At 70.6% G+C, this 13,859-nt stretch carries 16 protein-coding genes; 12 read left to right on the top strand and 4 right to left on the bottom strand.

Annotated features, from left to right (window positions below):
• Window positions 1-26: 26 nt before the first annotated feature.
• Entirely contained in the window at window positions 27-230 is a 204-nt protein-coding gene (locus ACWD2L_RS22605) for a cold-shock protein (protein WP_398462404.1), read from the bottom strand.
• Between the two features lie 347 nt (window positions 231-577).
• Here ACWD2L_RS22605 and ACWD2L_RS22610 point away from each other — a divergent pair, with 347 nt between their 5' ends.
• Complete coding sequence (locus ACWD2L_RS22610; protein ID WP_451190729.1) at window positions 578-1,159, top strand: LOG family protein; 582 nt, start codon at window positions 578-580, stop codon at window positions 1,157-1,159.
• 53 nt (window positions 1,160-1,212) lie between these two features.
• Here the strand turns inward: ACWD2L_RS22610 and ACWD2L_RS22615 are convergent, their stop codons facing one another.
• Window positions 1,213-2,112: an NAD(P)H-binding protein gene (locus ACWD2L_RS22615; protein ID WP_451190732.1), complete on the bottom strand. Its 900-nt coding sequence runs from the start codon at window positions 2,110-2,112 to the stop codon at window positions 1,213-1,215.
• Between the two features lie 68 nt (window positions 2,113-2,180).
• On the opposite strand from ACWD2L_RS22615, the gene ACWD2L_RS22620 reads away from it, so the two are divergent.
• From ACWD2L_RS22620 to ACWD2L_RS22645, 6 genes are all read left to right on the top strand, one after another.
• Window positions 2,181-2,987 (top strand): LysR family transcriptional regulator, encoded by an 807-nt coding sequence (locus tag ACWD2L_RS22620; protein WP_451190735.1) that lies wholly within the window; start codon window positions 2,181-2,183, stop codon window positions 2,985-2,987.
• A 10-nt stretch (window positions 2,988-2,997) separates the two neighbouring features.
• A complete protein-coding gene (locus ACWD2L_RS22625; RefSeq protein WP_451190738.1) occupies window positions 2,998-3,498 on the top strand; it encodes a MaoC family dehydratase in 501 nt (166 codons plus the stop codon).
• A gap of 70 nt (window positions 3,499-3,568) precedes the next feature.
• Window positions 3,569-4,540, top strand: coding sequence for an ABC transporter substrate-binding protein (locus ACWD2L_RS22630; protein WP_451190740.1), 972 nt, complete (start codon window positions 3,569-3,571; stop codon window positions 4,538-4,540).
• The gene (locus tag ACWD2L_RS22635; RefSeq protein ID WP_451190743.1) at window positions 4,537-5,322 is read left to right on the top strand and encodes an ABC transporter permease; all 786 of its coding nucleotides are present in this window, start codon (window positions 4,537-4,539) and stop codon (window positions 5,320-5,322) included. The genes ACWD2L_RS22630 and ACWD2L_RS22635 overlap by 4 nt, the downstream gene beginning before the upstream one ends.
• The gene (locus tag ACWD2L_RS22640; protein WP_451190745.1) at window positions 5,319-6,143 is read left to right on the top strand and encodes an ABC transporter permease; all 825 of its coding nucleotides are present in this window, start codon (window positions 5,319-5,321) and stop codon (window positions 6,141-6,143) included. The genes ACWD2L_RS22635 and ACWD2L_RS22640 overlap by 4 nt, the downstream gene beginning before the upstream one ends.
• On the top strand, window positions 6,140-6,934 hold the full coding sequence (locus tag ACWD2L_RS22645; protein WP_451190747.1) for an ABC transporter ATP-binding protein: 795 nt from the start codon (window positions 6,140-6,142) through the stop codon (window positions 6,932-6,934). Before ACWD2L_RS22640 ends, ACWD2L_RS22645 begins: the two co-directional genes overlap by 4 nt.
• Here the strand turns inward: ACWD2L_RS22645 and ACWD2L_RS22650 are convergent.
• Complete coding sequence (locus ACWD2L_RS22650; RefSeq protein ID WP_451190749.1) at window positions 6,927-7,586, bottom strand: DUF4232 domain-containing protein; 660 nt, start codon at window positions 7,584-7,586, stop codon at window positions 6,927-6,929. The genes ACWD2L_RS22645 and ACWD2L_RS22650 overlap by 8 nt on opposite strands.
• Before the next feature lie 253 nt (window positions 7,587-7,839).
• Between ACWD2L_RS22650 and ACWD2L_RS22655 the strand changes: the two genes are divergently transcribed.
• The gene (locus tag ACWD2L_RS22655; protein ID WP_451190752.1) at window positions 7,840-8,712 is read left to right on the top strand and encodes an isocitrate lyase/PEP mutase family protein; all 873 of its coding nucleotides are present in this window, start codon (window positions 7,840-7,842) and stop codon (window positions 8,710-8,712) included.
• Window positions 8,713-8,720: 8 nt separating this feature from the next.
• Here the strand turns inward: ACWD2L_RS22655 and ACWD2L_RS22660 are convergent, their stop codons facing one another.
• A complete protein-coding gene (locus ACWD2L_RS22660; protein WP_451190755.1) occupies window positions 8,721-9,437 on the bottom strand; it encodes a FadR/GntR family transcriptional regulator in 717 nt (238 codons plus the stop codon).
• Window positions 9,438-9,638: 201 nt separating this feature from the next.
• Here ACWD2L_RS22660 and ACWD2L_RS22665 point away from each other — a divergent pair, with 201 nt between their 5' ends.
• The 4 genes from ACWD2L_RS22665 (at window position 9,639) to ACWD2L_RS22680 (ending at window position 13,843) form a co-directional block, all read left to right on the top strand.
• Window positions 9,639-10,598 (top strand): dihydrodipicolinate synthase family protein, encoded by a 960-nt coding sequence (locus ACWD2L_RS22665; RefSeq protein WP_451190757.1) that lies wholly within the window; start codon window positions 9,639-9,641, stop codon window positions 10,596-10,598.
• The gene (locus ACWD2L_RS22670; RefSeq protein WP_451190760.1) at window positions 10,595-11,533 is read left to right on the top strand and encodes an ROK family protein; all 939 of its coding nucleotides are present in this window, start codon (window positions 10,595-10,597) and stop codon (window positions 11,531-11,533) included. The genes ACWD2L_RS22665 and ACWD2L_RS22670 overlap by 4 nt, the downstream gene beginning before the upstream one ends.
• 79 nt (window positions 11,534-11,612) lie before the next feature.
• Window positions 11,613-12,311 (top strand): N-acetylmannosamine-6-phosphate 2-epimerase, encoded by a 699-nt coding sequence (locus ACWD2L_RS22675; RefSeq protein ID WP_451190763.1) that lies wholly within the window; start codon window positions 11,613-11,615, stop codon window positions 12,309-12,311.
• Between the two features lie 59 nt (window positions 12,312-12,370).
• On the top strand, window positions 12,371-13,843 hold the full coding sequence (locus tag ACWD2L_RS22680; RefSeq protein ID WP_451190765.1) for a sialate:H+ symport family MFS transporter: 1,473 nt from the start codon (window positions 12,371-12,373) through the stop codon (window positions 13,841-13,843).
• Window positions 13,844-13,859: the final 16 nt, after the last annotated feature.

Genomic DNA, 13,859 nt, shown 5'->3' on the forward strand with positions numbered 1-13,859 from the left:
GCCCCAGCTGCAAAATGTCTTCAGTGTCAGGCCGGAACGATGTTCTCGGCCGTCGGGCCCTTCTGGCCCTGCGCGATGTCGAAGGACACCTTCTGGCCTTCCTGAAGCTCACGGAAGCCCTGGGCGGCGATGTTCGAGTAGTGGGCGAAGACGTCAGCGCCGCCGCCGTCCTGCTCGATGAAGCCGAAGCCCTTTTCCGAGTTGAACCACTTCACGGTTCCAGTAGCCATGTCATATCTCCTTGGGGCAGTACATCGGATCCGCACTGTGCGAACACCGTGTCGCCGCGATGATTACCCCGACCGGAAAATGACCGGTAATACAAAGGCGCTCCCACCCTGCAAGAGCAGGTCGGGGGCACCTGAAGTTTTGGGAACCACAACTGCAACTTCCAACGAGACTAGCACGCAAGATCAGCGTGCATCCACCATGGAATTCCAATTTTCCCGCCCCGACAACAACTCTCACCACATGGTCCGCAAAACCCTCATCGCGCGGGCATAGATATTGAGCCACCCGAAGGGCAGGGTTCGGGCGACGGAACCCCTCAGGGACGCCCACCACCCAAGGAGACCCCATGCGCCGCCTCGCCGTTTTCCTCGCCTCGTCCAGCGGAGTCGACCCGGCCCACACCGAACTGGCCGTCGGCGTCGGGACGGAGCTTGCCCGGCGCGGCATCGGGCTCGTCTACGGCGGTGGCCGCCGAGGCCTGATGGGCGCGATCGCGGACAGCACGCTGAAGGCCGGCGGCGAGGTCATCGGTGTCATGCCGCGCAGCATGGTCGAGCGGGAGTGGGCGCACGAGGGCGTGACCCGGCTCGTCATGTGTGACTCGATGCACGAGCGCAAGGCGCTCATGGCCGACCAGGCCGACGCCTTCGTCGCCCTGCCCGGCGGGCTCGGCACGCTGGAGGAGATCTTCGAGGTGTGGTCCTGGCGTCAGCTCGGATTCCACGCCAAGCCCGTCGGCTTCCTCGACGCAGGAGGCTTCTGGACGCCGCTGCTCGGCGCCCTGCGCGGCATCGCGGACTCGGGCCTCCTCCCAGCGTCCACGCTGGACGACCTCGCCATCGCCCCCGACCTGCCCGGCCTGCTGGAGCTACTGGAGGAGCGGCTGCACGGCAGCACGGAGCCCGCACACGGAGCGGGCTGGCGATAGCCCGCCCTCCGGACGTCTCGGCGAGGTCGTGCAGAGCGGTGGGGTCCCGGGGCTCATGCCTGGACCGCCGGCTTGAGGACCTCTTCGCACCAGGTGCGAAAGCTCGTCGGGCTCGCGGTCCGTGCGGTGCGCGGCACACCGGTGTCGAGGCCGTCGTCCTTGGCACTCATCATGTCGACGAACCCCTCGACGACCCCCTCAGCGGCGCCGTGTCCGGCGCGTGCGGCACGGAAGTCGTCGAGCGTCTGCCGCTCGTAGCGGACGGGGCGGTCGAGTACGTCGGACATGACGCGGGCCATGTCGTTCGGCGACAGGTCCTCGGGTCCCAGCACCGGAACTTCGCCCGTCCCCGACCAGGAACGGTCGAGCAGCAGGGCTGCGCCGGCCGCGGCGATGTCCCGGGTCGCGGCCAGCGGGGCGGGGCGGTCGCCGTCGACGATGTCGGTGAACACGCCGGTGTCCCGGATCGGGGCCACCTGCCGCAGCAGGTTGTCCATGAAGCTCGGGTTCGCGAGCGCCCGGTAGGCCACGCCCGAGCCCGCGATGAGGTCGTCCATGGCCAGCGACGCCGTCACGTGTCCGGCGCGTCCGGCGACGAGAGTGCCGCGGCCGAGCGCGGAGACGCCGACGACGTGTCCGACGTCGTGCGCCGCGAACGCCTTCGCCGCGGCGCCGGTGAAGCCCGAGTACAGGGCCTCCAGGCTGGTTGCCCCGGAGCCCGACGGCGGGATCACCCAAAAGACGGCGTCGGCTCCGTCGAAGGCACGGTCGACGACGCCGGCGTCGCCGTGCGAGCCGGTGACGACGTCGACGCCGGCACGTACCCGGTCGGGGAGCTTCGCGGGATCACGCACGATGACACGCAGCCCCTCGCCGCGTGCGGGGGCTTCGTCCAGCAGCCTGTCCAGGACCTGGCTGCCGATGTTTCCGGTGGGTGTGGTGAGCACGATCATGCCTCGAGTCTCGGACCCGCCTCCGGGAAACGTCCAATACCCTTCCCGGCAATCAATACCCTGAGGGTATGGATCTGGATCTGCGCAAACTGCGCTACTTCGTCGCGGTGGCCGAGCACCGCCACTTCGGCCGGGCGGCGCAGCAGCTCTACATCGCCCAGCCGGTGCTCAGCCGCCAGATCGGCGCGTTCGAGCAGGAGTTGGAGTGCACGCTCTTCGACCGCACCAGCCGCAGCGTGGAGCTGACCGCCGCCGGACAGCAGCTCTACGAGGAGGCGCAGGGCATCCTCGCGTCCGTCACCGCGGGAGTCCAGCGCGTACGGGACGTCGAGCGCGGCGTACAGCGGCTCGTGGTCGCCTTCTCCCCCGGCCTGCACGTGGCGGACGCCATGCGTGCCTTCACGGCACGGCACCCGGACGTGGAGACCGACCTCGTCCCCGCCCGCTGGTGGGAACAGGATGCGCCACTCCGGGACGGCAGGGCCCAAGTCGGCTATTTCCGACGGCAGTTCGAGGAAGAAGGCCTGCACATCATTCCCATCGGGGAGGAACCCAGGGTCGCCTGCATGCCGACCACGCACCCGCTTGCCGAGCGCGCCGAGATCAGCTCCGCGGACCTCGAAGGCGAGCGCCTCCTCGACACGCCGAACCGCCGGACCTCGACCCTGGAGGAGAAGTTCGAACTCATCGCCTCCGGCCACGGAATCGCCCTCGTCCCCCTGAGCCTCGCCCGCTCCTATTCCCGCCCCGACCTCACCCACGTCCCGGTCACGGACGCCGCGAGGATCGAGACGTGCCTGGCCGTCCCCGCGGGCCGTCGGGACAAACCGCTGCGCGATTTCCTGGAGATCGCGGCCCGCGCACTCGTCCGCTAACGTGCGATCGATGACCACAGCATCGACGCACACCCTCGGCCCTGACTTCAACACCCCGGCCGAGAAGCGGTACTTCGAGGACTACGTGCCCGGATCGACGTACACCTTCGGCAGCATCACCGTCACCGAGCAGGCCATCCTCCGCTTCGCCGGGGAGTTCGACCCGCAGGACATCCACACCGACCCCGAGGCGGCGGGCACCGGGCCCTTCGGCGGGCTGATCGCCAGCGGCTGGCACACCGCCTCGGTGATGATGCGGCTGTACGCCGACCACTACGTCAGCAAGGTCGCGAGCCTCGCCTCGCCGGGCATCGACGAACTGCGCTGGCCGCGCCCGGTCCGCCCCGGCGACAGCCTCTCGATCCGCGCCACGGTCCGCGCGGCCCGCCCCTCCCGCACCAAGCACGACCGGGGCCTCGTCCACACCGACGTCGAGGTGCTCAACCAGCACGGCGAGACCGTGCTGACCCTCACCGCCATGAATCTGCTGCTCCGCCGCGACCAGGGATGATCCGGTGACGGCGGCCGAGGCACTGTGGGCACTGTGGCGATCACCGTCAATCACCTGGTAAGCAAGGACGGTGACGTCACGTCAGGTGAAGACGCGTACGGGTGGGGCGGCGGTGGCCGTCACCACACTTGCCCTACTGATGACGGCCTGCGGTGACAGCGGTTCGGACGATGCCGGCGGCGGCCAGGACTCCCACGTCACCGTCGCCGCGCTGCCGTTGACCGACTCCGCCGCGCTGTACATCGCCCGCGACCGGGGGTTGTTCAAGAAGGAGGGGCTGGATGTCCGCATCCAGCCCGTTCAGCAGAGCATCCAGGCGTTGCCCGCCCTGTCCAAGGGCCAGGTCGACGTGATCGCGAGCGCGAACTATGTGACCTTCCTTCAGGCCCATGAGAAGGGCACACTCGACGTGCGCATCCTCGCGGAGGGTGTGCGGACGGCGCCGCACATGATGGATGTCCTGGTGCCGAAGGACTCCGCCATCAAGAGCGCGGACGACCTGAAGGGCAAGAAGGTCGCGGTCAACATCCTCAACAACATCCAGACGCTCACGCTCGACGCGATCCTGGAGAAACGGGGCGCCGCCACGCCCGCGTACCGGCAGATCGCGTTCCCGCAGATGGCGGCCGCCCTGGAGAAGGGGCAGGTCGACGCGGTGCATGTCGTCGAGCCCTTCGACGGCGCGATCCAGAGCGGCCTCAAGGCGAGGGTCCTCATCGACGGCGCCGCGAGCCCCGTCGAGTCGCTGCCCATCAGCGGATACGTCACGACCGCAAAGTATGCGAAGCAGAACCCGGACACCGCCGCCAAGTTCAAGCGCGCCATCGAGGCCGCCTCGAAGATCGCCGACGAGGACCCCGCGGCCGTCCGCAAGGTCGTACCCACCTACAGCAAGGTCAAGTCCGCGCAGGCCAAGTCGATGGGACTGCCCGCGTATCCGTCGAAGACCGACCCGGACCAGCTGCGCCGCCTCACTGAACTCATGCGGAAGCAGGGGCTGTTGAAGAAGGCCGTCGACCCGTCGACACTCGTCGTCAAGTGAACGGGCGCGCCCGCCGGGACGCCGGGCTCGGCGTCCTCGGTGTGCTGCTGGCCTTCGGTGTGTGCGAGGCGGTGTCGCGCGCAGGGATCGTGCGACGCGAGTATCTGCCGCCCGCGTCCGATGTGCTGGCCCGCGCCGTCGAGTTGGCGGGCGACTCCGTGTTCCTCGACGGGGTCGGCGCCACGCTGCGCGCCTGGGTGCTCGGTCTCGCCCTCGCGTGTGCGATCGCCGTGCCGGCCGGGCTACTGCTCGGGAGTGTGCCCGTCGTCGACGCGGCGGTCCGCGCGATCGTGGAGTTCCTGCGGCCACTGCCGTCCGTGGCGCTGATCCCGCTGGTTTCGTTGTTGCTCGGCTCCGGCACCGAGACGGAGATCGCGCTCGTCACGTACGCCTCGGTGTGGCCGATCCTGTTCAACACGATGTACGGCCTCCACGAGAACGAGCCGCTGGCCAAGGACACGCTGCGCGCCTTCGGATTCGGCCGGATCGCGGTGCTGCTGCGCGTCGAACTGGCCGGCGCGGCGCCGTTCATCGCCGTCGGCATCCGTATCTCGGCGGCCGTCGCCCTCGTCGTGGCCGTCGCCACGGAACTTCTGTCCGGGTTCGGCGAGGGCCTCGGCATCTTCATCGCTCAGGCCCAACAGGCCACGGACGGCAACCGGGACGTGCTCGCGGGCGTGGTGTGGGCGGGCGTGCTCGGACTGCTGATCAATGGCGTACTGGTGTGGGGTGAACGGCGGTTGTTCCCGTGGACGCCCGAGCGGCAGGCGGTGCGCGCATGACGCGTACGTCACAGGCGCCAACTCGCCTCATTCACAAGGTCGTTGTCGGGCCCGGCACCCTGCTCCGCTGGCCCGTACTCGCGCTCGCCGTCGCCATCTGGGAGGTGGCGGCCCGCGCACACGGCAGCGTCTTCTTCCCGCCCCCGTCACGCATCGCGCGCCAAGCGTACGAGCTGTGGTTCTCGGGTCCAGTTCGTCACGTGTTCCTGACCGACGACGCGTTCGACACCATCTTCCCGAGCCTCGGCCGGATGGCGGCCGGTTTCCTGCTCGCGGCCGTCGCAGGGATCGTGCTCGGGGTGGCGATCGGCCGCTCCCGGCGGGTGTACGCGCTGTGCGATCCGGTGCTGCAGTTCGCGCGGGCCGTGCCGCCGCCCGCCCTGGTGCCGGTCTTCGTCGTGGTCCTCGACTTCGGTACGCCGATGCAGATCACGTCGATCGTGTTCAGCGCCGTGTGGCCGGTGCTCGTGAACACCGCGGAGGGCGCCCGCAACACCGACCCGCTGCGCCTCGAAGTCGCCGCCGCGCTGCGGCTCACCACGGCCGAGCGGCTCTGGTACGTCATCGTGCCGTCCGCGCTGCCCCGTATCTTCGCCGGACTGCGGCTCAGCCTGTCACTCGCCCTGATCCTCATGGTCTTCTGCGAGCTGCTGCCGGGTACCGAGAACGGCATCGGATTCGTCCTCACTGACGCCCAGTCGCGCTCGGACCTGCTCACCGTGTGGGCCGCCCTGGCCCTGCTCGGCATCCTCGGATATCTGCTCAACACCGGCCTGCTGGTCATCGAGAAGCGTGTGCTCGGCACGGGGAGGACGGCATGACGACACACCTCGGCGACGAGGACGGCCCCCACCTGCTGCGCCTCACCGCCATCAGCCGGTCGTACGGGTCCCATCGCGTCCTGCACGATGTGTCGCTGACCGTTCCGAGCGGCCAACTCCTGTGTGTCGTGGGCCCGTCGGGCTGCGGCAAGTCGACACTGCTGCGCACCATCGCGGGCCTGCTCCCCGTACAGGAGGGCACGATCACCATCGACGACACCCCGGTCACCGGGGTGCCCGACCGGCTCGCGGTCGTGTTCCAGGACTACGGCCGTTCCCTGCTGCCCTGGCTGACCGTCCGCGACAACGTGGCGCTGCCGCTGCGCCGCCAGGGACTGCGCCGCACCGAACGGCGGGCCGCGGCCGACCGCATCCTGGCACGCGTCGGCCTCGAGGCCTCGGCCCGGCGCCATCCCTGGCAGCTCTCCGGCGGCATGCAGCAGCGGGTCGCGATCGCCCGCGCCCTGGTGGTCCGCCCGTCACTGCTCCTCATGGACGAGCCCTTCGGCTCCCTCGACGCGCAGACACGCGAGGACCTGGAGGACCTGCTGCTCGACGTCCATCGCGCCGACGGCACCACGATCGTGTTCGTCACGCACGACATCGACGAGAGTGTCTACGTGGGAGACCGCGTGGTCGTCCTCTCTCCTGCCCCCGACTCCGGCATCGCGCTGGACCTCCGGGTCCAACTCCCCGTGGAGCGCGACCAGATCGCGACACGGGGACTTCCGGAGTTCGTGAAGCTGCGGGCGGAGGTGGGGCGGACGGTGCGGGCGCCGAAGCTCAGCTGAAGGGGACGGCGTCCGCGGCGTCGGCGTGCCAGTTGGTGGCGACGGGCTTGTCGACGACAGCGGTGTCCGGGAGCTTCAGCGCCACGGGGTCGATCCCGGTGTCACCGACGGAGATGATGATCTGCCCGAACTCCACGCCGCCGTTCTTGTTCACCGACTTGGGGTTGACGCCGGCGTAGGCCTTGGTGGAGCCGGAGAGCTTGACCGTGTCACTGACGGCCTGCTCCGCGGGCCCGGCGTGGCTGTCGGGCGAGGAGCCGAAGGCGACGTCGGCGGTCTTGCCGTCCAGGTAGCAGGTGATGCCCGGCTTGGCCTTCGCGGTGAGCAGATAGTAGCCACCGGCCTGGGACTCGACGCCGACGGTGAAGTCCAGGTCGTTGGTGCCGCAGGACTGGCCGACGCGCTCCTTCTTGACGGCGTCGATTCCCGTGGCGTCGGTGCCGGACTTGCTCTCGGTGCCGGCCTCGGTGTTCGAGTCCGTCTTCGCCGTGTCGGCCTTGGCGTCGGACTTCGATCCGCTGGAGGTGCTCTGCTTGCCACTGTCCTGCTCCGCGGCCCCCGAGGAGCACGCGGTGGCGGCCACCGACAGGGACACCGCGGCGAGCGCGGTCAGGACGATGCGGCTGGAACGGTGTGCGAGACGTACGGACATGGAACTGCTCCCCCGTTTGATGACTGGCGGCTGATTGACTGGCGACTGGTCAAGTCGTTGTGACATGACCCTACGTGGGCGCTCATCATCAACCGATCATGGCGCTGTCCGGGTTGTGTAACACCGCCATGCCCATGCCCGGGTGCTGACCGCCATCGGCGCCTGCGGCGTCGCCCACTTCCCTCGCGGGCCCCCGGAGTGTCGGATGAGGGACTGATCGCGAACGAGGCATCGAACCGGTGGAGGCAGGCTCATGACGGACACACGGAATCGGCTGCGGGAGATCCTGCGGGAACGGTCCGCGGCGCTCGCGCCCGGTGTGTACGACGGGTTGTCGGCGTCGCTGACGGCGGGCGCCGGGTTCCGCGCCGCCTACATGTCGGGCGCGGCCGTGGCCGCCGCGAACGGGCTGCCGGACATCGGCCTCGCCACGCAGACCGAGATGGTGCGTCAGGCCGGGCTGCTCGCCGAGGTGTTGGGCATTCCGTTGATCGCCGACGCGGACACCGGGTTCGGCGACATCACCCACACGTACCGGACCGTTCAGCTCTACGAGAGCGCCGGTGTCGCCGCGATCCAGCTGGAGGACCAGGAGTTTCCCAAGCGGTGCGGGCACCTCGACGCCAAGCGTGTGGTGGACGCCGGGGAGTTCGCCGCGAAGATCGAGGCGGCGGCCGAGGCGCGCCGTGACCCGGGCACGGTTCTCATCGCCCGCACCGACTGCCGCGCTACGCACGGCTTCGACGAGGCCGTGCGCCGGGTCAACCGGTACGTCGAGGCGGGTGCGGACATGGTGTTCGTCGAGGCGCCGCAGACGGTGGAGGAGGTGCGGCGGGTGCCGTCCGAGGTCGACGCGCCCGCGCTCTTCAACCTCGTCCCCGGCGGCAAGACACCCGACGCGGGGCTCGACGTGCTGCGCGGGGCTGGGTACGCGCTGGTCATCATGCCGCTCCTCAACGTCGGCGGCGCCGCGGCCGCGATGCGCGACGCACTGGCCCGCGCGGCCACCGGCGACCTCGACACCGCCGGGCAGCTGCCGGTGCGCGGGCTGTTCGAGTCCGTAGGGCTCGGGTTCTGGGAGGACCTGCGGGCCCGCTACGACAAGGAGGCGGGGCCCCGCGGCTGACCCCCGGTTCAGCCCACCGGGCGGGCGGCCGCCGCGATGCCGCCCGGCGCCAGTCGCTCCCGGATGCCGTCGAAGTGCGTACGCATCGCCGCCGCCGCGCGGGGCCCGTCCCCCGCGGCCAGGGCGTCGACGATCGCCTTGTGGTGGGCGGCGGTGACGACGCCCGCCTGGTGGCTGTCGCCGATGTCGTCGCGGACCTGGTCCATGGCCGCCCAGAACGCGTCGAGCACCTCGCTGAGCAGGTAGTTGTCGAGGGAGCGGTAGAGCGCCACGTGGAAGGCGCGATCCGTGGCCCGTGCGACGCGCCCCGTCTCGGCCTCCTTCTCCATGTCCGCGACGATTGCGCGCAGCGCCTCCAGGTCCTCCTCGGGCACGGACGCCGCCACGCTCTCGATCAGGCCCGCCTCCAACGCCTCGCGCACCCGCATGAGTTCGTACAGGCTCGGCTCCCCGTTGCGGTGCCGCACCGCCGCGCGGAAGGCGAGGCCCTTGACGAAGGGGTCGAGGGAGAGCGCGCCCACGAAGGTGCCGGAGCCGCGCCGGATCTCGATGACCTGCAAGGCCTGCAACGCCTTGAGCGCTTCGCGCAGCGAGACCCGGCTGACGTCGAAGAGCTCCGCCAGCTCGCCCTCGGGCGGCAGCGGACTGCCCGGCGTGAGACCGCGCTCCAGAATCAGCTGCTTGATGCTCTCCTGCACGTCCGCGGTCAGCGTGGAGCGGGCCACCCGACGACCTCCTTCCGATTCGACCGGGTGTGAAAACCCGGTGTTGCTTTCCGGCGTACATCCCGGTGTGGTGTGACTCACGACGCTCTTGACCTTTGGCGCCCGGCTGAGTCTATGGTGATGCCTGACGTAAGACATCTTACGTCTTACCCCGTGGCCGTTCACGAGCCACGCCTCCGCAGCAACACTGGAGCAACCGCAATGCCTCTCACCAGCCCTCTCCGCGGGGTCGTCCCGCCCGTCTGCACGCCGCTCGACGCGCAGGGCGACATCGACACCGCCTCCCTGTCCCGGCTCGTCGAGCACCTCATCGACGGCGGCGTGCACGGCCTGTTCGCGCTGGGCTCGACGAGCGAGGTCGCCTACCTCACCGACGCGCAGCGCGCCACGGTCCTGGAGACGGTGGTGCGCGCCGCCGCGGGCCGGGTGCCGGTGCTCGCGGGCGTCATCGACACCACCACGCCGCGCGTCCTCGACCACGCCGCCAAGGCCGCGGAGCTGGGCGCCGACGGGCTCGTGGCCACCGCGCCGTTCTACACGCGGACCCATCCGCTGGAGATCGCCCGGCACTTCCGGCGCATCCGCGCGAGCGTCGACCTGCCGCTGTTCGCGTACGACCTGCCGGTGTCGGTGCACAGCAAGCTGTCCGCCGCACTGCTGCGGGAGCTGGCGCAGGACGGCACCCTGGCCGGCGTCAAGGACAGCAGCGGCGACGAGGGCGGACTGCGTCGCCTGATCGTCGAACTGGGCGGCCGGGACGGCCGGACGACCGGACCCGCACCCGACTTCAGCATCCTGACCGGCTCCGAACTCACCGTGGACGCCGTCCTGTTGGCAGGCGTGGACGGCGTCGTGCCGGGCATCGGGAACGTGGACCCCGCCGCGTACGTACGTCTCTACGAGGCTGCCCGTGCCGGTGACTGGGACCTGGCGGCCAAGGAGCAGGAGCGACTCGTCGAGCTCTTCGGCATCGTCGACGTCGGGCCCGATGAGGACATGGGGCGCAGTTCGTCGGCGCTCGGCTCCTTCAAGGGTGCCCTGCGGCTGCTCGGCGTCATCAACAACGGCGACACCGCGTTCCCGCAGATCCAGCTGAGCGAGGCGTCCGTCGAGAGCATCGCCGTGCGCCTGCGGGCCGCCGGGCTCGCGCCGGTCCGATGAGCACCGGGCCCCTTCCGGTGTCCGGTCCCGTCATCGGGCTCGACCTGGGCGGCACGAAGATCGCCGCCGCCCTGGTGGGCCCGGACGGGTCCGTACTCGACCGGCACACCAGGCCAACTCCCGCTGCCGAGGGGCCCGTTGCCGTACTCGACGCCCTCGGTGCGGCGGCGCGGGCCGTCGACCACGGCGCACGGGCCGTCGGTGTCGCCGCGGCCGGCGTGATCGATCCCCGTACGGGCATGGTGACCGCCTCGACCGACACGATCCGCGGGTGGGCGGGCACCGCGCTCGGCTCCGGTCTCGCGGAGCGCACCGGCCTCCCGGTCGCCTGCGACAACGACGTGCGGGCCACGGCGGGCCCCGAACTCGCCGCGCTCGGCGCCGACGCCACGCTGCTGTTCGTCGCCGTCGGCACGGGAGTCGGGGGCGCCGTCGCCGCGGGTGGCCGCATGCTGCACGGGGTCGCGGGCGTCGCAGGACACCTCGGGCATCTGCCGAGCCCCGAGGCCGCGGGCCTCCCGTGCACCTGCGGTGCGAGCGGACACCTGGAGGCCGTCGCCTCGGGGCCCGGCATCACCGCCCTGTACGAGCGGCTCACCGGGCGGACCGCCGACCGCCTGCAGACAGTCGCCGAGCGTGCGGCGGCCGGGGAAGACGACGCCGTCCGGGCGATCACGATCGGCGCGACGGCGACCGGGCGCGCCCTCGGCGGACTCGCCAACGCGCTCGGCCCCGACCGTGTCGTGGTCGGGGGCGGTGTCCCGCGGATCGGCCCGCTCTACGGGGACGCGCTCGCCCGCGCCTTCGCGGGTGAACTCATGCCACTACTACGGGACTTGACCCCCGTTCCCCCGACCCTCGGCGCCGACGCGGCCGTGCTGGGCGCGGCGGCCCTGACCGGCACGGCTCCACTGCACAGACCGCGCAGCCGTTGACGAGCGCCGCCGAACCGCCGCTGCGCGACCCGCACGACCGCCGCCTCCACCCGAACCCCCTTGGAAGCAGAGCCAGTTGATGACGCCCCGCACCCCTCTCACCGCGACCGCCCTGACCGAAGCCCTCGCCGGCCGGCTCATCGTGTCCTGCCAGGCCCCGCCCGGCGACCCGATGCGCGAGACCTCCACCCTCGTCCGCCTCGCACAGTCCGCCGCCGCAGGTGGCGCGGCCGCCATCCGCGCCAATGAACCCGAGGTGGTGGCCGCGATCCGTGCGGCCGTCGACCTGCCCCTGATCGGCCTCTGGAAGGACGGCGACACCGGCGTCTACATCACGCCGACCGTCCGGCACGCCGTGGCGATCGCCGAGGCGGGCGCCGATGTGGTCGCGATCGACGCCACCGACCGGCCGCGTCCCGACGGCAGCACCTTCGCCGCGGCTGCCGAGGCCGTGCACGCGGCGGGCGCCCTGGTGATGGCCGACGTCGCGACGTTCGACGAAGGTGTCGCCGCGGTGGTCGCGGGCGCCGACCTGGTGTCCAGCACGCTCTCCGGCTACGTCCCCGGCACCCCGAAGCAGGACGGCCCGGACCTCGACCTCGTCGCCGCGCTCGCCACGGCCCTCGACACACCCGTGGTCGCCGAAGGCCGCGTCCGCACCCCGCAGGAGGCCGCGCAGGCCCTGGCCCGCGGTGCCCACAGTGTCGTAGTCGGCACAGCCATCACCGCTCCCACCGCTCTGACCAGCCAATTCGTCGCAGGACTCGCTCAGCGCTGACACGCCACCGCCCGCGGCCCGTACTCAATGCCGAGGCGGTCCGACATGATGGAGACACCGTGCGCCACACAACCCACGACACAGGCCCCTGGTACCGCGAGGTGACCGGTACCCAGTGGAAGTCGTTCTTCGCCGCCTGGATCGGCTATGTCCTGGACGGCTTCGACTTCGTCCTGATCACCCTCGTCCTCACGGAGATCAGTGCCGACTTCGGGCTGAGCACGGTGGAGGGCGCCAGCCTGGTGTCCGCCGCGTTCATCACCCGGTGGATCGGCGGCGCCGTGCTCGGCGCCCTCGGCGACCGCTACGGCCGCAAGCTCTCAATGGTGGTCAGCATCCTGCTGTACTCCCTCGGCACCTTCGCCTGCGGTTTCGCCTGGGACTACACCAGCCTGTTCGTCGCCCGGCTCGCCATCGGCATGGGGATGGCGGGCGAGTACAGCGCCAGCGCGACGTACGCGATGGAGAGCTGGCCCGCGCGTCTGCGGAACCGGGCGAGCGGGTTCCTGATCTCCGGGTTCTCGGTCGGTTCGGTGCTGGCGGCCGAGGTGTACAAGTGGGTCGTGCCGACGCTGGGCTGGCGGTGGATGTTCTACATCGGGATCATCCCGATCGTGGTCGCCCTGTGGCTGCGCCGGGCACTGCCGGAGGCCGCCGAGTGGAGCGAGACGGTCGAGCAGAAGACGAAGAAGCCCAACCCCTTCCGCCCGCTCTTCGCGACGACGGCCCGCGCGACGGCCAACGTCGTCCTGACGGTCGCCGCGACGATCTCCCTCTTCGCCGTCTTCACACCCATCGGCGCGGGGTACGTGCCCGTGCTCTCGGTCGTCGCAGGTGTCAGCCTCATCGCGCTGGCGGCGCAGATGGGCGGGCGCCGCAACTGGACGCTGTACGTGGCGATGACCGTGACGGTGTTCTTCGCGTTCCTCTACACCTGGCCCATCCAGGCACTCCTTCCGACGTACCTCAAGTCGGACCTCGGCTACTCCCCCGACCAGGTCAGCAACGCGATGTTCTTCGCGGGCTTCGGCACGATGGCGGGCTGCTGGCTGGCCGGGTTCGTCGGTGACTGGATCGGCACGAAGAAGGCGTACTCGCTCACGCTGATCGCCTCGATGGTGTTCGTCTTCCCGGTCTTCGCGGTCAAGGACAACCTGCTTCTGCTGGGCGCTCTCCTGTTCGTCCTTCAGGGGCTCAGCTTCGGCATCTCCGGTCTGCTGCCGCGCTACATCGGCGGCCACTTCCCCACGGAGAACCGGGCGGCCGCGCTCGGCTTCACGTACAACGTGGGTGCGCTCGGCGGCGCCGTGGCCCCGGTCCTTGGTGCCTCGCTGGCTGACGGGATGCCGCTCGGCAAGGCCCTGGCCGTGCTCACCTTCGCCGGCACGATCATCGTCGTCGCCCTGGTCGGCTTCGACGTCCCGGCGCGCCTCAACCGCCTGACCGACCCGGACGCGACACACGACCACCTGGCGGCCGATCTTCCGGCGCCCGTGGCGGACACTCCGCAGCCGAACGGGGCGGTCCGGTAGCATCGCCCGCATGTCT

Source organism: Streptomyces sp. NPDC002754 (genome assembly GCF_053592315.1).